At 34.3% G+C, this 20,918-nt stretch carries 15 protein-coding genes; 13 read left to right on the plus strand and 2 right to left on the minus strand.

Annotated features, from left to right (window positions below; all coding sequences use genetic code 11):
• The first annotated feature begins 45 nt into the window (after nt 1-45).
• The 8 genes from KZH69_RS14150 to KZH69_RS14185 all read left to right on the plus strand — a co-directional run bounded on the left by KZH69_RS14150 (nt 46) and on the right by KZH69_RS14185 (nt 12,011).
• Nucleotides 46-1,179 carry a PepSY-associated TM helix domain-containing protein gene (locus KZH69_RS14150; protein ID WP_219318131.1) on the plus strand — a complete coding sequence of 378 codons (1,134 nt, stop codon included), beginning with the start codon at nt 46-48 and terminating at the stop codon, nt 1,177-1,179.
• A 259-nt stretch (nt 1,180-1,438) separates the two neighbouring features.
• Nucleotides 1,439-2,956: an ankyrin repeat domain-containing protein gene (locus KZH69_RS14155; RefSeq protein ID WP_219318132.1), complete on the plus strand. Its 1,518-nt coding sequence runs from the start codon at nt 1,439-1,441 to the stop codon at nt 2,954-2,956.
• Between the two features lie 4 nt (nt 2,957-2,960).
• Entirely contained in the window at nt 2,961-3,440 is a 480-nt protein-coding gene (locus KZH69_RS14160) for a DUF2271 domain-containing protein (RefSeq protein WP_219318133.1), read from the plus strand.
• Between the two features lie 108 nt (nt 3,441-3,548).
• Complete coding sequence (locus KZH69_RS14165; protein ID WP_219318134.1) at nt 3,549-5,726, plus strand: PepSY domain-containing protein; 2,178 nt, start codon at nt 3,549-3,551, stop codon at nt 5,724-5,726.
• Nucleotides 5,727-5,763: 37 nt separating this feature from the next.
• The gene (locus KZH69_RS14170; protein ID WP_219318135.1) at nt 5,764-6,765 is read left to right on the plus strand and encodes an FAD:protein FMN transferase; all 1,002 of its coding nucleotides are present in this window, start codon (nt 5,764-5,766) and stop codon (nt 6,763-6,765) included.
• A 307-nt stretch (nt 6,766-7,072) separates the two neighbouring features.
• Entirely contained in the window at nt 7,073-9,325 is a 2,253-nt protein-coding gene (locus KZH69_RS14175) for a TonB-dependent siderophore receptor (RefSeq protein WP_219318136.1), read from the plus strand.
• Between the two features lie 189 nt (nt 9,326-9,514).
• Nucleotides 9,515-10,843: an APC family permease gene (locus tag KZH69_RS14180; RefSeq protein WP_219318137.1), complete on the plus strand. Its 1,329-nt coding sequence runs from the start codon at nt 9,515-9,517 to the stop codon at nt 10,841-10,843.
• 37 nt (nt 10,844-10,880) lie between these two features.
• A complete protein-coding gene (locus KZH69_RS14185) occupies nt 10,881-12,011 on the plus strand; it encodes a hypothetical protein (RefSeq protein ID WP_219318138.1) in 1,131 nt (376 codons plus the stop codon).
• A gap of 62 nt (nt 12,012-12,073) precedes the next feature.
• Here the strand turns inward: KZH69_RS14185 and KZH69_RS14190 are convergent, their stop codons facing one another.
• Nucleotides 12,074-14,707 carry a valine--tRNA ligase gene (locus tag KZH69_RS14190; protein ID WP_219318139.1) on the minus strand — a complete coding sequence of 878 codons (2,634 nt, stop codon included), beginning with the start codon at nt 14,705-14,707 and terminating at the stop codon, nt 12,074-12,076.
• 251 nt (nt 14,708-14,958) lie between these two features.
• On the opposite strand from KZH69_RS14190, the gene KZH69_RS14195 reads away from it, so the two are divergent.
• Nucleotides 14,959-15,348 carry a DUF1573 domain-containing protein gene (locus tag KZH69_RS14195; protein WP_219318140.1) on the plus strand — a complete coding sequence of 130 codons (390 nt, stop codon included), beginning with the start codon at nt 14,959-14,961 and terminating at the stop codon, nt 15,346-15,348.
• Between the two features lie 41 nt (nt 15,349-15,389).
• Here the strand turns inward: KZH69_RS14195 and KZH69_RS14200 are convergent, their stop codons facing one another.
• Nucleotides 15,390-16,721 carry a PDZ domain-containing protein gene (locus KZH69_RS14200; RefSeq protein WP_219318141.1) on the minus strand — a complete coding sequence of 444 codons (1,332 nt, stop codon included), beginning with the start codon at nt 16,719-16,721 and terminating at the stop codon, nt 15,390-15,392.
• Between the two features lie 126 nt (nt 16,722-16,847).
• Here KZH69_RS14200 and KZH69_RS14205 point away from each other — a divergent pair, with 126 nt between their 5' ends.
• The 4 genes from KZH69_RS14205 (at nt 16,848) to yidD (ending at nt 20,820) form a co-directional block, all read left to right on the plus strand.
• Nucleotides 16,848-18,044: a pyridoxal phosphate-dependent aminotransferase gene (locus tag KZH69_RS14205; RefSeq protein WP_219318142.1), complete on the plus strand. Its 1,197-nt coding sequence runs from the start codon at nt 16,848-16,850 to the stop codon at nt 18,042-18,044.
• A 193-nt stretch (nt 18,045-18,237) separates the two neighbouring features.
• Nucleotides 18,238-18,909, plus strand: a complete 672-nt coding sequence (gene folE / locus KZH69_RS14210; RefSeq protein WP_219318143.1) for a GTP cyclohydrolase I FolE — start codon at nt 18,238-18,240, stop codon at nt 18,907-18,909.
• Nucleotides 18,910-19,051: 142 nt separating this feature from the next.
• On the plus strand, nt 19,052-20,530 hold the full coding sequence (gene cysS, locus KZH69_RS14215; protein ID WP_219318144.1) for a cysteine--tRNA ligase: 1,479 nt from the start codon (nt 19,052-19,054) through the stop codon (nt 20,528-20,530).
• 41 nt (nt 20,531-20,571) lie between these two features.
• Complete coding sequence (gene yidD, locus KZH69_RS14220; RefSeq protein WP_219318145.1) at nt 20,572-20,820, plus strand: membrane protein insertion efficiency factor YidD; 249 nt, start codon at nt 20,572-20,574, stop codon at nt 20,818-20,820.
• Nucleotides 20,821-20,918: the final 98 nt, after the last annotated feature.

The raw sequence follows: 20,918 nt of genomic DNA on the forward strand, positions 1-20,918 counted from the left end.
TTTAACTAAACTCCTCATTAACGTGGGGAGTTTTATCCTTTTTTAATGAAAAATAATAGCTTAAAAAAACGGATTGGGCAACTACATTTATGGCTCGGATTGTCTTCGGGTATAATTGTATTTATTATTGCCATTACGGGCTGTTTGTATACTTTTCAGGAAGAAATACAAAATAGTACCGAAGAATACCGTTTTGTTGAAAAAGAAAATAAACCTTTCCTCCCTCCTTCTCAATTGGAAGAAATTGCAAAAAAGGAACTACCGGGCAAAGCTCTTCATGCCATCAAATACAATGGAACCGAAAAATCAGCGGAAGCTATATTCTTCCATTATGAACCGACTTATTATTATATCGTTTATCTAAATCCCTATTCAGGAAAAGTGATAGAAACGGCAAATATGGACGAAGGATTTTTTAGATTTATCCTGGATGGCCATTTCTACCTTTGGCTGCCACCTGAAATTGGACAGCCTGTCGTTGCCTCGTTCACATTAGTTTTTCTCACACTCTTGCTCTCCGGATTGTATCTTTGGTATCCCCGAAATAAAAATGCGACCAAACAACGCTTTAGTTTCAAATGGAAAAAAGAAACAAAGTGGAAACGCAAAAACTATGATTTGCATAATATCACTGGTTTTTACGTGCTTCTGATTGCCCTTATTTTTGCTATTACAGGTTTAGTTTGGGGTTTCCAATGGTTTGCTTACTCGTATTACACAATAACTGGCGGGGAAAAATCATTGATTTATGAAGATCCAATTTCAAAGAAAACCAATACAACTATACAAAAACCTTTGGATAAAATTTGGGCATTAATGCAAAAAGAATACCCGACGGCAAAATCCATAGAAGTGCATCCGCCTGAAAATGACAGCACCGCAATTGCTGCCAATGCCACTTCGAAAGAAGGAACCTTTTGGAAAACAGATTACCGTTATTTTGACCAATACACTTTGGAAGAAAAAGAGGTAAAACACATTTACGGAAAATATAAAGATGCTTCAACTTCAGATAAATTAATGCGAATGAATTACGATATTCACACTGGAGCTGTATTTGGATTAGCCGGAAAAATATTTGCTTTTTTAATTAGCTTGCTTATCGCGAGCCTTCCTATATCTGGATTTTACATTTGGTGGGGACGAAATAAGAAAAATAAAAATACTGCAGTTACTTAACTTAAATCATTACGCCATACTGTAACAACCAATAAACTAATTAATTTTTTCACAGATTTAGAACTTTTATTTTAAACCTTTCATTCGTTTTTAAGTCTAAAAATTAATTGCTTTTACACAATTTATTTTTACATTTGCGCTATTTTTATTTATTCTAAATAATATCTGCTTTTTAAGTAAAACATGTTTCTTAAAACTTGATTAATTAAAGAATTAACGTATCGAATCTATTCTACATTACTATACCTATATTAAACTTATGAAAAATATATTTTCAATATCTTTTATTTTAGTTGCCTCCTTATTCGTCAGTGCACAACAAAAAAATACGCTTTTAGAGCAATCTTTTTGGAAAACAGCCCCAGATGTAGCATCAGTTCAAGCTGAAATTGCAAAAGGCAACAACCCTTCGGCATCCAATGATAGATCCTTTGATGCTGTTGTTATCGCTATTAATAACGACGCACCAAATGCGACTATCAAATTTTTATTGGAACAACCAGGTAACGGTGTAAATAAGCCTACTCATGACAACCGTATTTATCTGCACTGGGCCGCTGGAAAAGGAAATCAAGAAATTGTAGAATACCTTATTGCCAAAGGTTCAGATCTCAATTTAGAAGACAGTCACGGAGCATTACCAATTACCGCTGCCGCTAGTAACGGTGTTACCAATACTGCAGTTTATGAAGCTTTTTTTAAAGCTGGCGTAGATCCAAAGAAAAAATACACCAATGAAACCAATTTGTTACTAATGGCCATTCCGTTTGACAAAAACCTTGCGCTTACCGACTATTTCGTTACTAAAGGAATGTCCCTTAAAGATATTGATAAAGACGGAAGCACGGCTTTTGATTATGCAACAAAAACCGGAAACCTAACTTTGTTGAAATCTATTTTAGAAAAAGGGGTAAAACCAACCGACAACGCCTTACTCATTGCTGCTCAAGGTTCTCGAAGAGATGCCAACACATTGGAAACCTACAAATACTTGGTTGAAGATTTAAAACTGAAACCCACAGCAACCAATAGTGAGGGACAAAATGCACTTCATTTTCTAGTTACAAAACCAAAACAAACCGAAATCATAAGTTACTTCCTCTCAAAAGGCGTAGATGCAAATAAATCAGACAACGATGGTAACACACCATTGATAGTTGCCGCTTCGGGCAAAGAATCCTATGGAACTGTAGAGCAATTAATCCCCCTTACAAAAAACATAAACGCACAAAACAAAAAAGGAGAATCTGCTTTGACTAAAGCCATACAGTCTGGCACTAATGAAACGGCAACTCTTCTTTTAGAAAAAGGAGCTGATGCAAAAGTACTTGATAAAGACGAAAATAATTTAGGCTTTTATCTAATTGATTCCTACCGACCTCAAATGGGAATGGGTCGCGGACCAGAAACTGGCAATGCACCAAAACAAGATCCTTTTGATACCAAAACAAAATTACTTCAGGATAAAGGATTAAACTTATCCACTCCTCAAAAAGACGGAAATACACTTTATCATTTCGCTGTTGCCAAAAACGATTTAACTTTGCTGAAGAAAATTGCAGATTTAAACATAGATATAAATGCAAAAAACAAAGACGGCTTAACCGCTTTACACAAAGCAGCCATGATTTCTAAAGATGACACTTTATTGAAATACCTACTCTCCATTGGTGCCAAAAAAGAAATTGCAACCGATTTTGACGAAAGCCCTTATGCTTTGGCAAAAGAAAATGAGTCACTTACAAAAAATAAAACAGATTTAGAATTTTTAAAATAATACTATGAAGTCAATACTAAAAATAAGCCTGGTTGCATTAATATACCTTTTCTCTTTTGAAGCCTCAGCGCAAACCAGTAAATACAAATGCATGCTGCAAATGTCCAACTATGTGGGAGAAGGGGCTTATATTGTAGTTTCGCTCGTAAATGCTAAAGGGGATTATGACAAAACCCTATATGTAATGGGTGATAATAAAAAATGGTATAAAACACTCAAAGAATGGCACAAATTCTATTCTAAAAAACCAACGGATATCAGTGCAAAAACAGGAGCTTCGGTTACTGGTGGAGATCGTAGCATCACGACATTGGAAATTGAAGATTCTAAAATTAACAAAGGATATAAATTAAGATTTGAAACAGCTGTAGAAGACAATAAATACTACACCACAGATTTAGAAATACCCTTGACTACCGAAGGAATTGCTGCAAAGACCGAAGGTAAAGGCTACATCCGCTACGTAAGATTAAATAAACTGTAAATTTTAAACTTTTATATCTGCGAAAATCTACAAAATCTGCGTACTTGTATTTTACTTAGATTTCGCAGATTTTTTTAAAACAAATAATTTCCAAAATAAATTACATCAATGACTCTTTCTTTTTGGCGTTATTCACACTTGGCTTTAGCTTTGTTTTCATCCTTGTTTTTAATATTAGCATCCGTAACCGGTACCATACTTGCCGTAGATGCTATTCAGGAGAAAACACTATCCTATAAAGTTGAAAATTTTGAAAAAATAAAACTTGGAGAAACCTTACCGATACTGCGCAAAACCTATCCAGAAATAACCCAATTGAGTGTTGACCACAATCAATTTGTAACGCTTCAAGCTATAGATCAAGACGATAATGATATTAATGCCTATATTGACCCAAGAACTGGCACAATATTAGGCACAACCATCAAGAAAAGTGAATTTATCCAATGGATTACGGCACTGCATCGTTCTTTATTCCTCAAAGAAACTGGGCGGTTTATTGTCGGATTTATTTCGTTTCTGTTAGCTCTTATTTCTATTTCGGGATTTGCCTTACTACTTAACCGACAAAGAACTATTCGCGGGTTTTTCTCTAAAGTCATAAAAGAAAACTTTGCCCAATATTATCATATTTTTTTAGGACGATTATCACTTATTCCTATTCTAATACTTGCCCTTTCGGGAACATATTTAACCTTGGAAAAGTTTAATTTTTTTGTCGAAAAAAAAGAAACAAACTCAGAGTTCAAAACTAGTGTTTTAGAAAATGTCCCAGCGTTCAATAGTATCCTTCTGGCTGATGTTCAAAAAATCGAATTTCCTTTTTCAGACGACCCCGAAGAATATTACATTATTGAATTGAAAGACCGAGAAATCGAAGTCAATCAAATTTCTGGGGCTGTGATGAGCGAAAAACGATTCCCAACCACAACACTCTTGTCGAATTTGAGCCTTGATTTACATACGGGTAGAGCCAGTGTTTTATGGGCTATACTATTAGGAATAGCGAGTTTAAATATTCTCTTTTTTATCTACTCGGGTTTTGCGATGACCTTAAAACGAAGAACGAGTCGCATTAAAAACAAATTCAATGCCAAAGAAAGCAAATTCATTTTGTTGGTAGGTTCTGAGAACGGCAGTACACTTCGATTTGCCAATGCCATTCAGAAACAATTGCTGGCTTATGGAGAAAAAGCATTTATTGCGGAATTAAATACTTATTCGAATTATCCAAATGCGGAACATCTTCTCCTATTTACCTCAACACATGGATTGGGAGACGCTCCTTCGAATGCGAGTAAATTTACAGAACTGTTTAACAAAACCGAACAAAAGCAAAAAATCAAAGTTTCGGTGATCGGATTTGGTTCAAAAGCCTATCCTAATTTTTGCGGCTATGCACGTGAAATTGACAGTTTATTGGCTAAACAAATTTGGACCGAACGCATTTTGGAATTACAAACAATAAACGACAAATCGGCTGTAGAATTTGTAAGCTGGGTGAAATTATGGAGTGCCAAAACTGGAATTCCACTCTCTACTACCCCGTCAATATACAATGATGTTCCTAAAAATTTGGAAAAATTAGAGGTCATAGACAAAACGACTATTGCAAATAACGGATTTACTTTTTTGCTGACACTTAGAACAAATAGAAACACCAAATTTAATTCAGGTGATTTATTGGCTATTTATCCAGCAAATGACCCGCGAGAGCGCCTCTACTCCATCGGAAATAGCAATGGCAATATACAATTGGCGATAAAACTGCATCCTTCTGGCTTAGGTTCTGGTTATTTATACAATCTCGAAGCCGGGCAAGTAATAAAAGCCAGAATCATTAAGAACCCTACTTTTCATTTTCCAAAAAAAGCACCTAAAGTGGCATTAATTTCAAACGGTACCGGTATCGCACCGTTTTTAGGAATGATTGATCAAAACAACAAAAAAATAGAAATTCATTTGTATTCTGGCTTCCGAAGAGCAACCGAAACCGTTTTAGGCTATAAAAAATTCGCCAATAAAATGATTGAAAAACAGCAACTCAAAAGTTTTAATTTGGCTTTATCCCGAGAAGAAGAACATCAATATGTAATGGATTTAATCAGACGAGATGCGCAATTTTTCATCGATTTGCTGATGAATGGTGGTGTTGTAATGATTTGCGGTTCGCTTGCTATGCAAAAGGATGTGGAATCTGTACTTGATGAATTGTGTTTAGCCAAATCAACTACTGGAATTGCATATTATAAATCAAATGGACAAGTTCTATCGGACTGTTATTAGTTTTAAAAAATATTGCCACAGATTTAAAACAAACTTTATGTCGGTCAAACACCAATTTCTATTTCTTTTTTTAATCCTTTGTTCCTTCACAAGCAATAGCCAAGTCTTACGTAAAAGAACCACCTTACTCATGGGCGGGCGATTCGACATTACGATTGTGGCCAAAGATTCGCTTACGGCAGAACAAAATATAGACGAAGTTATTACCGAAATCACCCGAATTGAATATTTAATATCCGATTGGAAACCAACCACCCAAATATCCGAAGTAAATCAAAATGCGGGAATTCGTCCTGTAAAAGTAGATCGAGAAGTTTTTGAATTAACACAAAGAGCCATTCATTTTTCTGAAATTACAAACGGAGGCTTCGACATCAGCTTTGCAGCAATGGACAGAATCTGGAAATTTGATGGCTCGATGACCGAAATACCATCGGCGGAAGCCATAAAAAAATCGGTAGAAAAAGTAGGCTACAAAAATATAGTTTTAGACAGTGTTCAATCCACCATTTTCCTTAAACAGAAAGGCATGAAAATTGGTTTTGGCGCATTGGGCGAAGGTTATGCCACTGATAAGTGCCGAAAAATGATGCGAGCCAAAGGGATCGAAGCCGGAATAATAAACGGCTCTGGCGACATGAGTACTTGGGGGAAACAGCCTAACGGAAAAGATTGGAATATTGGCATTACAAATCCCTTTGACAACGAGAAACTAATTGCCGTGGTCCCAATAAGCAATGGAGCTGTTACGACTTCTGGCAGTTATGAGAAATTTGTGGTTCTTGATGGGAAACGCTATTCGCACATTATTAATCCTGCTACAGGTTATCCTGCTACAGGATTATGCAGCGTGACTGTCTTTGGCCCCAATGCAGAAACAGCCAACGGCTTGAGCACTTCGCTAATGGTATTAGGAAAAAAAGCCGGTCTAGAATTACTCAACAATTATCCAAATTATAATTGCTTAATGATTACTGACAATGGAAAAGTCGTGAAATCGAAAAACTTCCGAATCAAAAAATTAAAGTCCCATCTTTAGTTTCGCAAAATTTCAGCTCTAAAAAAAACCAGACTAAATTTAAAGACAAAAAAGAATCCGCAAACAAGATTTGTAAAGCTATTATTAGGGAGAATATTTCATTCCTTTAAAGCAAATAGCAGGCTGTTTTTTACTTTTTAATATTTTCCGAGGCCATTTCACGCACAATAACCATATTAGAAATCTGAATTTCAATTAGTTAAATATTTATTAAATTATTATTAATATTTAGTCTAAATAAGCTTGCCGAATAGGAAATGAGTTTTTATATTTGCATTGTTATTTTTAATTATTCCAAATAAACAATATGAAATATATTTTACTCCCCTTAGCATTCTTATTATTTTGTTTCAATAGTCAAGCCCAAGAAACAGCAAGTAATACAACCAATTCAAATGACAAAGAGATATATTACTTCTCATCAGACACCATCAAATCAGCTAATGATACGGTAAAGAAGAGAAGAGGTGAAGTTTTAAAAGAAGTTATTGTAACAGCAAACAAGCAACCAAAGCCAGTTACAGCTTTACGTTCTGGATTAAAACCAATGGACACACCACAAAGCGTGCAGGTAATTGGATCTGAAATTATCGAACAACAACAATCCATTCGCTTGAGTGAAGTCCTAAAAAATGCCAATGGTGTTTATGTAGGTTCAGCACGTGGTGGAGCGCAGGAGTCTTTCTTCTCAAGAGGCTATGATATGTCTGCCAACAATATGTTTAAAAATGGTTTCCGCTATAATGCAGGTTCTATTCCTGAGGTTTCTTCTTTAGAGAGAGTAGAATTTTTAAAAGGCGGTGCAGCATTGTTATATGGAAATGTAGCTCCGGGAGGAATCTTAAATTTAGTTACTAAAACGCCTTCTTTCAAAAGTGGTGGGGAAGTATCTATGCAAATGGGAAGTTACTCTTTCTACAAACCCTCTGTAGATTTTTATGGTCCATTAAATAAGTCTATAGCCTATAGATTTACAGGTTCTTATGAAAACTCTGAAAGTTTTAGAGATGTTGTAAAAAGAGAACGTATTTATGTTAACCCATCTTTACTTTTCAATGTTACTGATAAAACTCAAATTACACTACAAGGAGATTTTTTAAGTGATGATTGGACTCCAGATTTTGGAACAGGAATTATCGGAACAGAAATTGTTGATGTACCACGCAGCAACTTTTATGGGGCACTTTGGTCAAATGGTAAAACAAAATCAGCTAGTGCTTCAGCATTATTAAACCACGATATCAACAAAAACTGGAAACTTAATTTCAATAGCTCTTTCCAAACTTACGATAGACAATCAAAATCGACAGCTCAATTAGCAACCGTAAAAGATAATGGAGACTGGACTAGACCATTGGTTCAAAATAAAAATTTAGAACAAATACTTGGTGACCAATTGAGTTTACAAGGAAACTTTAATACTGGATCAATAAAACACCAAATATTTACCGGTATGGATTTTGAAAATTCATTTACTACCGCCTATACCTATGTGTTTACTCCAACCAATTATGACACTATCAATCTTTATACTTTTGATCCTTCAACTCAAAGAAACGATATTCCAAACTCAAGAAATACGCAAATAGTAAAAACTGACACCAACCGTTTTGGAGTTTATTTTCAAGATTTGATTTCGGTTACAGAGCAAATTAAAGTTTTGGCGGGTATCCGTTGGTCCTGGCAAGAAGCTGAAGTCAGTACTTACAAAGAAACAGCTACAGGAATCGGAAATCCAGAAACTGCAAAACCAACAATTACTCCAAAACGTAAAGATCAGGCTTTCTCTCCAAAAATAGGATTAGTATATCAACCAACAAAAGACATGTCTTTATTTGCAAGCTACTCTAACTCGTTTACTCCAAATACTGGCACAACTGTTGATTTACAACCTATTGAGGCATCTGTCATTGACCAATATGAAGCGGGGATCAAAAAAGATTTTTGGAGAGGAATTTTGAGCACAAACATTACTGTTTACCAAATCACCAACAGTAATTTAGCTCAAACAGCCTTACAAGCTGATGGAACTCCTTATAATGATACAAGTATAAAAGTCTTAAGTGGAGCAACAAAGAGTAAAGGTATTGAAGTTGATGTGACTGCAAGACCAATCAACGGATTGAACATCGTTGCTGGATATAGTTATAATGATATGCGTTATACCAAAACTTCAGGAAAAAACGGTAGTTTTATCGAAGGAGATCGCGTTGTAAGAACTCCAGCAAATACAGCTAACTTAAGCTTTTTCTATACATTGCAAACTGGAGTACTAAAAGGGGTGTCTCTTGGAGCAATAGGAAACTATATTGGAGACCGTCTTGGTGGTTGGAACAACCAATATGACAAAACCAAACCAGATGGAATTTGGCACAGAGAAATCCCATTAGAAGGATATACAACCATTGACGTATCTGCAGGTTATAGTTGGAAAAAAATCTCAATTCTTTGCAAACTGTCAAATATTACAAATGAATTAAATTACACGGTACACGAAAATTACAGCGTAAATCCTATTGCTCCACGTCAAGTATTGGTAAGTTTAAAATATCAATTATAAAAACTTAATTTGATTTTTAATTATATCGAAACATTTTTTTGGCAACATCATTTGCAATAAACCTAAAAACCTCGTTTAGCAATAAACGAGGTTTTTTGTTTTGTAAAAGGAAATGTATTTTAACTATATTTGATAGTATTCCCAAAATTAATCATTAACTAATCTATTCCTTAACGTAACGACAAAAGCATGATAGAAACCAAAAAGAACCAATTAAAAAAAAGTCTCGGATTAAGTTTTAATATTGCAGTTTTAATTGGGGGCACAATTGGTGTTGGCATTCTTCGTACACCTGGAGTTATTGCAGGAATGCTGGATGATTATTGGCTTATAATTACCTGTTGGATTTTTGGAGGAATATATATTTTAATTGACGCCAATTCCTATGCCGAATTAGCAACAATGTTACCCAAAGCCGGTGGTTCCTATAATTATATCAAAAGAGCTTTTGGAGAATACGCCGGTTTTATATCGGGATGGTTTGATTATATCGCAAATGCTACCCCGCCAGCTTTTTATTGTATCGTGATCAGCGAATATATTGTTACTTTATTTCCAAATTTGGCAAACCAGACTACAGCAATTGCCATTTCATTTTTAGTTGGCTTTACTTTACTGCATGTTGGTGGTGTCAAAAACGGCAGTTACCTGCAACAATTAACCAGTTTACTTAAAGTCATTTGTTTTGTGACATTGATTGTGGCTTGTTTTATGTATTCTGGACTAAAATTCAACCCTATCGAAAAGGATACTCCATTCTTTGAAATAGGGCTTCTATTTGGTTTTTTCAAATCACTACAGTTAGTTATCGGAACATACGATGGTTGGAACTGCGTTTGTTTTTTTTCAGAAGAAGATGAAAATCCTAGTCAAAACGCTCCCAAATCATTATATACTGGAGCAATAATTGTCATTGCTCTATATGTTTTAATAAATGTAGCTTTTTTTAAAGTATTGCCGGTTGCTACATTGGCCAATTCACCTTTAGTTGCTTCTGATGTGGCAAAAGTGGTGTTTGGGAACAATGGTTCCATCATCGTAACTATTATCGCTATTTTTTCATTGATTAGCATCCTCAATGCCTATATGATGATTCCAACCCGAATATTATTTGGATTAAGTCGCGATGGCTTTTTTACAAAAAAAGCAACATCAATAAACAAAGGCGGTACTCCAGTAGTGGCACTTCTGATTTCCTCCTCATTCGCCTTACTATTGATCTGTATCGGTTCCTTTGAAGTCTTATTTTCATTTGGTACCTTCATGACGGTCATTGTTTGGGGATTGGCGTATTGTTCTCTAATCAAATTAAGAACCAAAGAACCAAATTTACCCAGACCCTACCGTTCTTGGCTTTACCCATGGTCTACCCTATTTATGATATTTGCTACACTGGCGCTGTTGCTTGGTTTTGCTTACAGTGACAGGGAAAACTTTGTAATCATTTTAGTCATTGCCTTAATTTCATATCCTGTCTTTTTATTCTTGAATCGCAATAAAAAAGGAACAAATACATAAATATAATTCAATATATATCTTTATCTTAAAAACCATTATGACTAAAATTACATATTACTTAGGCGCAGGTGCAAGTTATAATTCGTGTCCAATACTTGAAAATCAAGCCGAAATGATGATAAAAATTGCTGAATTTGAAATAAAAGAGTCAACAACCATCAGTGACGGTTATGGTGGGCTAACTAGTTCAATTTATAATTTTATCTCAGAAGAACTAAAGGACTTACCTGATAACAATAAAATTAAAATATTGTGGCATATTGGGTATTTTGGGTATAAAGCAAAAGAATATAACACTATTGACACTTACGCCAGAAAGTTGTATTTGAATGACGAAATAGATGAATTAAATCTATTAAAAATGTGTGTTAGTGTTTTCTTCGATCTTTGGGAAAACTTTCATGAAAATAGATACAAGGAATTATCAGATTCTAAATACATAAAGATAGATAATAGATATAAATCTATTTTTTCAATTCTGCTTAATAAAGAAAATGGGATTAAATTAAATAACAATTTTAAGTTTATAACTTGGAATTATGATCTTCAGATTGAAAGTGCATTTAAAATGTTTTTAAAAAATGAAGAAGACAATGATTTCAATAGAATTAATGACCATTTTAAATTTAAAGAAAACCAAAATGATTCAGATATAAATGATATTTTTCATCTAAACGGACATAGAGGTTTTTTTACAGATAAAAATAATAATGAAGAAAAAGAATTCATTATAAAGATTTCAAACCAATTTGACGACTATTGGCATAATATTGAATGGTTATTTGAATCGACCGAAAAAGGTTCTGCAAATTTCAACAACTTCATAAAATATGCTTGGGAACATAATTTAAAAGACAATTTCTTTAATAAAATCTCTAAAGTAATGAATGAAACAGAAGTTCTAATAATTATTGGGTATTCATTCCCAGCTTTCAATAGAGAAATAGATCAATTTTTATTTTCTAAAATACTTCCTAATAAAATTAAAAAAATAATATACCAAGATCCGAATGGAAGCATACAATTAATCGAAAATTTATTTGAAATTCCTGATCTTATAAAAAAGAAAATTGAAATTATATCTGAAACAAAATCACTCACTCAATTTTATTTACCTAATAATTACTTTATTACTCAAAAAAAGAAACCTGGATTAGTTTGGAATTAAAAAACAAACCCGACAGATTAAAAAATTTGTCGGGTTTTGTATCTTAAAATAAAAAATTATTCTTACTTCAATCCAGCCAAACTCTGCTCGATTGTGGTAATTTTAGAAAGCGCATCGGCTTCTTTTTGTCGTTCGTTTGCCAAAACTTTCTCTGGCGCACCACTTACAAATTTCTCATTCGAAAGTTTACTTTGAACCGATTTTAAGAATCCTTGTGTATAAATTAACTCGGCTGTTAATTTTGCAATTTCGGCTTCCACATCAATATTTCCAGTGATTGGAATAAAATATTCATTCGATTTTACTCTAAAAGATAATGCTCCATCCACTTTATCCGAAACGTATTCTAATGAAGTAATGTTCCCTAATTTGGTTACAACCGAATCAAAATAAGTAGAAGCTTTATCATTGTTTACTACTTTCAATTCGATAGTATCTTTGAAAGGGATATTCTTGTCTTTACGAATGGTTCTAATTCCGGAAATCACTTCAATCGTGCTTTCAAAATCTGTAATTAATTGTACATTGAAAGGTTTCATTTCTGGCCAAGTCGAAACAATTAATGCTTCCTCAATTGTTCTTTCTGCCAATATTTGCCAAATTTCTTCTGTCAAGAAAGGCATAAATGGATGCAATAATTTCATGTTATTTTCCAACATTTCTATCGCTTTCGCAAAAGTTACGCTATCAATCGGCTGTTGGTACGCAGGTTTTATCATTTCCAAGAACCAAGAACAGAAATCGTCCCAAACCAATTTGTAAATTCCCATCAAAGCATCTGAGATTCTGTATTTCCCAAAGTTATCCTCGATTTCCAAAAGTGTTTGTTGCAACTTGGCTTCGTACCATTCAATCGCCACTTTAGATGATTCCGGCTGTGGAATTGCATCAGATACTTCCCAACCTTTTATCAATTTGAAAGCATTCCATATTTTGTTGGAAAATGCTTTTCCTTGGTTGCATAATTCCTCGTCAAACATAATGTCGTTACCCGCAGAAGCACTTAAAAGCAATCCAACACGAACTCCATCGGCACCAAATTTTTCAATTAATTCTAATGGTTCAGGTGAATTCCCCAAAGATTTGGACATTTTACGACGTTGTTTGTCACGAACCAATCCCGTTAAATACACATTCGTAAAAGGTTTTTTTCCAGTATATTCATATCCGGCAATAATCATTCTCGCAACCCAGAAAAACAAAATATCTGGACCGGTAACTAAATCATTAGTTGGATAATAGTATTTAAAATCCTCACTTTCCGGGTTCATAATTCCTCCAAAAACAGACATTGGCCACAGCCAAGATGAAAACCAAGTGTCAAGTGCATCAACATCTTGCTTAAGGTCATTGGTTGTTAGTTGTTGGTTGTTGGTTTTGGTTTGCGCCAATTTTAAAGCTTCTTCGATAGTTTCTGCAACCACAAAATCTTCTTTTCCGTCTCCATAGAAATAAGCTGGAATTTGTTGTCCCCACCACAATTGACGAGAAATATTCCAGTCACGAATATTGTTTAACCAATGTGCATAAGTGTTTTCAAAACGTTTTGGATGCAATTTAATGTCACCATCAACCAAAACAGATTGTATAGCTGGCTTTACTAAATCTTCCATTTTCAAGAACCATTGGTCAGACAAACGAGGTTCAATAACTGCTTTGGTTCTTTCAGAAGTTCCCACTTTATTCAGGTGCGTTTCGGTTTTTGCCAAAGCACCATTCGATTCTAATTCTTTTACAATCTCAGTACGAACCACAAAACGGTCTTTCCCTTGATAGTGCAATCCAAAACTATTTAGAGTAGCATCATCATTGAAAATATCAATAATCTCCAAATTGTGTTTCTCCCCTAATGTTTTATCATTCATATCATGGGCAGGAGTCACTTTCAAACAGCCCGTCCCAAACTCAACATCTACATATTCATCTTCGATAATCGGAATCACTCTACCGCAAATAGGAACAATCGCTTTTTTTCCTTTCAAATGCGCAAAACGTTCATCATTTGGATTGATACAAATAGCTGTATCCCCAAAAATTGTCTCTGGACGTGTAGTTGCCACTGTCAAGAAATCTTCGCTACCTTCAATTTTATATTTTAGGAAATACAATTTTCCTTGTTGCTCTTCATATATAACTTCTTCGTCAGACAAAGTCGTTTTGGCTTCAGGATCCCAGTTCACCATACGGTAACCACGATAAATCAAACCTTTGTTGTATAAATCCACAAAAGATCGAATTACAGATGCTGACATATCCGGATCCATAGTAAACTTGGTGCGTTCCCAATCACAAGAACAACCCAACTGTTTCAACTGGTCAAGAATAACTCCACCATATTTATCTGTCCATTCCCAAGCATGTTTCAAAAACTCTTCTCGGGTTAAATCATTTTTATTGATTCCTTCCGCTTTCAATTTAGCAACTACCTTAGCTTCTGTGGCAATGGAAGCGTGATCGGTTCCCGGAACCCAACAAGCGTTGAATCCTTTTAAACGTGCTCTTCGAATCAATACATCTTGAATCGTATTATTGAGCATGTGTCCCATGTGTAGCACTCCGGTTACATTGGGTGGTGGAATTACGATGGAGTAAGGTGTTCTATGGTCTGGCTCCGAATGAAAATAATTATTTTTCATCCAATACGCATACCATTTATTCTCGATAGTTTTAGCGTCAAATTGTGCTGGAATTGTCATTTTATTGTGGATTCGTTGGATTGTTTATTCGTTTATTCGTTTATTCTTTGCTTTGTTTGTTGCTTCTTTATCTGAATTAAACAAACGATTCAACAGTTAAACGAGTAAACCTTTCTACTTTGGTTTGATTTTTGATATGTATATAAAGCACAAAAGTAAATAATTAAGCACAGTATAAAAAGGGAAATAAAAAATTGTGCATTAATTAAAAGATACTACATTTACTATACCTACAAAAAAAACATAAGAAAATGAAAAATATTACAGCTTTTATCGTCTTGCTATTTTTAAGCAACATTGGTTTTGCACAAAGTGGTCCAAAAATCAACATTCTTCAAGCAGAAAACACAGTTGACTATGGGAAAGTGTATAAATCAAAGGACAATGGTGTCCGAAGCTTTACATTTACCAATACTGGTGACGCTCCATTAAACATAACTGGAATTCAATCTACTGCAAGTTGTACCATATTGTACAAACCCAGCCAAGCAATTGCTCCAGGAAAATCAGACCGAATTGACATAAAATACAATATGGTTCCTGGTCCAATACGCAAAACCATTACTTTAGAGACCAATGCGGTAAATTACGACGAAGGTCGAGTACCATTAAAAATCAAAGGAGAAATACTCACGAACTAAAATAATTTCATCAAAAGCGCTTTTAAAAAAGCGCTTTTTTTTTATAAAATATCCTGTAGTTGGAAGGCAAATTTTAATATTTGATTGTTTCGTTCTACTTCCAAATAAATCCATTTATCTTCTTCCGATTTAAACATTTCGTTCATTTTTTGTAATGAATATCGATACGCAGGTGATTTGTTAACAGAAATAATAACATCTCCTACTTGCAAACCAGAATTTGCTGCCGGTGATTTCTTCCGAATATTGGCAATCTCGTATATAGGTTTGAGTTGAAACTTATATTTAAAATCATTGGTTATATTCTTTCCGCTACTATCAAACGTAATACCCCCTGACAGAGGAACTGTTTCCAACTTTACAGTTTCTTGCACCCATTGCAAACCATTATGTTTTATTTCAATACCACTCTTATTGTAGGTAAATGGCTCATTGAAATTGGAATTTTTCTTCAAATACAGTCTTTCGTTTCCGTAATCAAAAATTACCGAAAATCGTTTTAAAATTTCTCCACCAACTGACCCAACTCGATTTTGGACCATGCGAACACTTTTTATAGAGCTGGAATCGGGAAATGCAACAATCGGAGATTTAAAGTCGTATTTATCAAATGAAAACTCAGAAATTCTGGCTCTTTTACCCTCTATATCTCCACTAAAACCTTTTCCTAAAAAATCTTCAAAATTCCTAACAGGTACTTTAATTTGTTCCGATAAATTTTGAAAAAGCCAAACCGAATCACTATTCCCAATATCAATCAACATTTTCACGTCCAAATTTGATTCATTCATAACAACATTACCTTTCAAATAAGGTTTGAACTTCTCAATCGTAATTGGGACTATACTGAATTTTCTTTCAATTTTTTTCCTTCTTTCATCGTCATTTTTATAAATAATCACCTTTTTACTGGCGTAATCTATACGAACCAAATTATCTTTGAAGAATTGGTAGCCAATAATACCATTTACAGGAATCCCAATTTGGGAAGACAGATTAAAACTCTGATCCAAAATAACATAAATAAGTTGATGATGGGATGTCAAACCATTTAATTCCAAAATATTGTTAGTGGTTTTTAAACCTTCGATTGCTTCTTCGCTACCCAAACCTCTCAAGGTTATTTTTTCGGAATTATAAAAATTGACATCTGGATTGTCTTCTAAACTAAAAAGAATAGTTTCCTCAACACCAGTATCCAAAAGAAAATTCAACTCTACCCCATTCACTTTTATAGGAATAAAAACCAAATTATTAATCAAAATTAGTGGCACTGTAACTTTTTCGATTTCTTTGTCAAATACAAAACCATCCTGTGCAAAAACAGGCATTATTGATATTAACAAAAGAAAAAATACACAATTTTTTTTCATTTAGTTAAATTTCCATATTATTACCCAATTATACGATAATAATGGACGAAAAGCAATAAATTAGACACAATCTTTATGATGTTTTTGGAAAATAAATTGCAATTTTGCACCTCAAATTTTACAATCATGCCTGAAATTTCAATCAGAGGTCGAAGAATGCCGGAATCGCCAATCCGAAAATTGGCTCCTTATGCAGATATAGCTAAAAAAAAGGGACATAAGGTTTATCATTTAAACATTGGACAGCCCGATATAAAAAGCCCAGAAATTGCGATCAACGCCATAAAAAACATTGATTTAACCATCATCGAATATGGCCCTTCAGCGGGATACGAAAGTTACCGAAAAAAACTAGCTCAATTTTACACCAAACAAGATGTAAAAGTAGGCTTTGAGGATATAATGATAACTACGGGAGGTTCTGAAGCACTTTTGTTTGCTCTTGGAAGTATAATGGATCCGGGAGATGAAGTCATTATCCCTGAGCCTTTTTATGCCAATTATAGTGCTTTTTCGGAAGAATCAAGTGCAAAAGTTGTACCTGTAATTTCTACTATAGACAATGGCTTTACACTGCCAACAATTGAAGAATTTGAAAAAGCAATTACGCCAAAAACAAAAGCTATTTTAATTTGTAACCCAAATAATCCCACAGGATATTTATACTCAGAATCTGAAATTAACCAGCTGGGAGAATTGGTAAAAAAGCATGATTTGTTTTTAATCGCAGACGAAGTATATCGTGAATTCATATACGACGAAAGAGACCTTCACTTTTCCGTAATGAACCTAACAGGAATCGAACAAAATGTAATCATGATTGATTCGGTTTCCAAAAGATACAGTATGTGTGGCGCACGTATTGGCTGTATGGTAACAAAAAACAGAGAAGTTATTGCTGCAGCAATGAAGTTTGCACAAGCTCGTTTGTGCCCGCCAACAATAGAACAAATTGCTTGTGAAGCTGCAATTGACACACCTCAAAGTTATTTTGACGAAGTAATAGTTGAATACAAAGAACGCAGAGATATTTTAATTAGCGAATTGAACAAAATAGAAGGTGTGGTCGTAAAGACTCCTAAAGCTGCTTTTTATTGTATCGCTCAACTGCCCATTGACAATGCTGATATTTTTGCACAATGGCTTTTAGAAAAATACGAATTGAATGGTGAAACAGTGATGATAGCTCCAGCAGCTGGATTTTATTCAACTCCGGGCGTAGGTTTGAACCAAGTACGTATTGCTTATGTTTTGAAAAAAGAAGATTTAATCAGTGCTGTTCGAATTTTAAAAGAAGCATTGACAGTTTACAATTCAAAATAAAAGAACATATTACTTATAAATATCAAAAGGCAATAGCAGTTTATGTTATTGTCTTTTTTGTTTGGACATCAAATTAATCAATCTTTTCATCAATTTTAGATATAATTAAAAGCCGAAACGATAGAAAATGTTTCCTTTTTATTAATTATCTTTACCCCTTAAAAAAACACACTCATAATAATAGTATCTTTTAATGATAAACAACGAAGAATTTCAAGACGAAATAGGAAACAATCATATTAGTACAAATGCTCAAAATCCAGTAAGAAAGGATGCTTTTGACATTACCGATGAAGAAAAGATTGAAAAAATAAAAAAAGATGTAGAAAACATCCTACAAACATTAGGAATGGATTTGACAGACGATAGCTTAAAAGGAACTCCCAATCGCGTGGCCAAAATGTTTGTAAAAGAAATATTTGGCGGATTGAATCCTGACAAAAAACCAAAAGCTTCCACTTTTGAAAACAATTACAAATACGGAGAAATGTTAGTTGAAAAAAACATTACACTCTATTCTACCTGCGAACACCATTTATTACCCATCATCGGAAGAGCGCATGTAGCTTATATTTCGAATGGAAGAGTAATTGGCCTTTCAAAAATGAATCGTATTGTAGAACATTACGCCAAAAGACCTCAAGTACAGGAACGTTTGACAATGCAAATTGTTCAAGAACTTCAACAAGCACTTGGCACTGAAGATGTGGCTTGTGTGATTGATGCTAAACACCTTTGTGTAAATTCAAGAGGAATCAAGGATATCGAAAGCAGTACGGTAACTTCTGAATTTGGCGGAAAATTCAAAGACCCACAAACAAAAAGAGAGTTTTTGGATTATATCAAATTGGAGACTAAATTTTAGTTTCTAAAACATCAATTTCAAAACATTAAACCATTAAGAGATTAAGTATCATTAAGACTTAAAATTCTTTATTCCTTAATGGTTATTATTTTATACAAAGTCAACAATTTATTAATTGTCACATTTACTAATCATACAAAAGATGCCACTGTACAAGACACAAACCTTAAAAATATACAATTCTCTTTCGGGAGAAAAAGAAACATTTACACCAATCAACGAAGGAAATGTGGGGATGTATGTATGTGGACCAACGGTTTACAGCAATGTGCATCTCGGAAATGTGAGAACTTTTATGTCTTTTGATGTAATCTTTAGATACTTATTGCATTTGGATTATAAAGTGCGTTATGTTCGAAACATTACGGATGTAGGACATATTGTGGACGATGTGGATGAAGGTGAAGATAAAATTGCCAAAAAAGCGCGTTTGGAACAATTGGAACCTATGGAAGTAGTGCAACGCTACACCGTAGATTTTCATGATATTTTGAATGCTTTTAACTTTTTGCCACCTAGTATTGAACCTACAGCAACGGGACATATTATTGAGCAAATTGAAATCATAAAAACCATTATTGACAAAGGAATTGGTTACGAAGCCAATGGATCGGTTTATTTTGATGTGGTTAAATTCAATGAAACCAATCATTACGGAATATTAAGCGGTCGCAATATTGAAGATATGCTGGCCAATACTCGTGATCTTGATGGACAATCGGATAAAAGAAACCCACAGGATTTTGCGCTTTGGAAAAAAGCCGAACCACAACATATTATGCGCTGGCCTTCACCTTGGAGTGATGGTTTTCCGGGTTGGCACCTAGAATGTACAGCAATGAGCACCAAATATTTGGGTAATCATTTTGATATTCACGGCGGCGGAATGGATTTAAAATTCCCGCACCATGAATGCGAAATTGCACAAAATGAAGCTTGTACTGGACATACTCCCGTAAATTACTGGATGCATGCCAATATGCTTACTTTGAATGGTAAAAAAATGGCCAAATCTACCGGAAATAACATTTTGCCAGGAGAGATTTTAACTGGAGATAATGCTTTTTTGAGCAAAGCTTTTTCGGCATCAGTAGCACGTTTTTTTATGCTACAAGCCCATTATAGAAGTATTCTGGATTTCTCTGATGAAGCCATCATTGCAGCCGAAAAAGGATATAAAAGATTGATGGAAGCGATGGAATCTTTAAAAGGCCTTTCTCCAAATGAGACTAGTTCAATAGACATTGCCAGTTGGAAACAATTGTGTTATGATGCCATGAATGATGATTTCAACACTCCAATTCTTATTGCACAATTATTCGAAGGCGTTCGTTTTATTAATTTATTAAAAGACGAAAAAGAGACTTTAAATTCTGCTGATTTAAAATTATTCACAACAACAATGCAGGCTTTTGTATTTGATGTTTTGGGACTGGAAGAAGAAAAAACCAATGGCAATACAGACAAATTAGAAGGTGTGGTAAACATGCTTATTGGCATGCGCAAACAAGCGAGAGACAATAAGGATTTTGCGTTGTCTGATCAAATTCGGGATCAATTGATAGCTTTGGGTATTCAATTGAAAGACGGAAAAGAAGGAACAACGTTTAGTATTCAGTAAGCAGTTAATAGTTTGCAGTTAACAAATGGCAGAATTCAGTTATGTTAAACAAAATCATTATTTATCCATTTGTACTACTCGTTCGGTTTTATCAGGGAGCTATATCCCCGTTTACTCCCGCAGCTTGCCGATTTGAGCCCACTTGTTCGAGTTATATGATACAAGCCTTACAAACCCATGGATTGTTTTATGGAGGTTATTTAGGAATAAAAAGAATTCTAAGTTGTCATCCTTGGGGCGGAAAGGGATATGATCCCGTTCCCGAGAAAAAATGCAGTGACAAACATTAAAAAAACAAAATTTCATATGTAGCTAATACTGTTTATGTTGGAATATGTAATTTGTACTTCCTCATTGGTATTGCCGCGAATTTATAGTTAAGCTCATT

The sequence above is a fragment of the Flavobacterium taihuense genome, assembly GCF_019351435.1.
GTDB classification, from domain to species: Bacteria; Bacteroidota; Bacteroidia; order Flavobacteriales; family Flavobacteriaceae; genus Flavobacterium; species Flavobacterium taihuense.

What these genes read in the sequence shown, in the direction of transcription:
- KZH69_RS14170 (WP_219318135.1), top strand. Translation starts at nt 5,764, where the DNA reads ATGTCGGTCAAACACCAATTTCTATTTCTTTTTTTAATCCTTTGTTCC.
- folE (WP_219318143.1), top strand. Translation starts at nt 18,238, where the DNA reads ATGATAAACAACGAAGAATTTCAAGACGAAATAGGAAACAATCATATT.
- KZH69_RS14185 (WP_219318138.1), top strand. Translation starts at nt 10,881, where the DNA reads ATGACTAAAATTACATATTACTTAGGCGCAGGTGCAAGTTATAATTCG.
- KZH69_RS14165 (WP_219318134.1), top strand. Translation starts at nt 3,549, where the DNA reads ATGACTCTTTCTTTTTGGCGTTATTCACACTTGGCTTTAGCTTTGTTT.
- KZH69_RS14175 (WP_219318136.1), top strand. Translation starts at nt 7,073, where the DNA reads ATGAAATATATTTTACTCCCCTTAGCATTCTTATTATTTTGTTTCAAT.
- KZH69_RS14160 (WP_219318133.1), top strand. Translation starts at nt 2,961, where the DNA reads ATGAAGTCAATACTAAAAATAAGCCTGGTTGCATTAATATACCTTTTC.
- yidD (WP_219318145.1), top strand. Translation starts at nt 20,572, where the DNA reads ATGTTAAACAAAATCATTATTTATCCATTTGTACTACTCGTTCGGTTT.
- KZH69_RS14155 (WP_219318132.1), top strand. Translation starts at nt 1,439, where the DNA reads ATGAAAAATATATTTTCAATATCTTTTATTTTAGTTGCCTCCTTATTC.
- KZH69_RS14180 (WP_219318137.1), top strand. Translation starts at nt 9,515, where the DNA reads ATGATAGAAACCAAAAAGAACCAATTAAAAAAAAGTCTCGGATTAAGT.
- cysS (WP_219318144.1), top strand. Translation starts at nt 19,052, where the DNA reads ATGCCACTGTACAAGACACAAACCTTAAAAATATACAATTCTCTTTCG.
- KZH69_RS14205 (WP_219318142.1), top strand. Translation starts at nt 16,848, where the DNA reads ATGCCTGAAATTTCAATCAGAGGTCGAAGAATGCCGGAATCGCCAATC.
- KZH69_RS14200 (WP_219318141.1), bottom strand. Translation starts at nt 16,721, where the DNA reads ATGAAAAAAAATTGTGTATTTTTTCTTTTGTTAATATCAATAATGCCT.
- KZH69_RS14190 (WP_219318139.1), bottom strand. Translation starts at nt 14,707, where the DNA reads ATGACAATTCCAGCACAATTTGACGCTAAAACTATCGAGAATAAATGG.
- KZH69_RS14195 (WP_219318140.1), top strand. Translation starts at nt 14,959, where the DNA reads ATGAAAAATATTACAGCTTTTATCGTCTTGCTATTTTTAAGCAACATT.
- KZH69_RS14150 (WP_219318131.1), top strand. Translation starts at nt 46, where the DNA reads ATGAAAAATAATAGCTTAAAAAAACGGATTGGGCAACTACATTTATGG.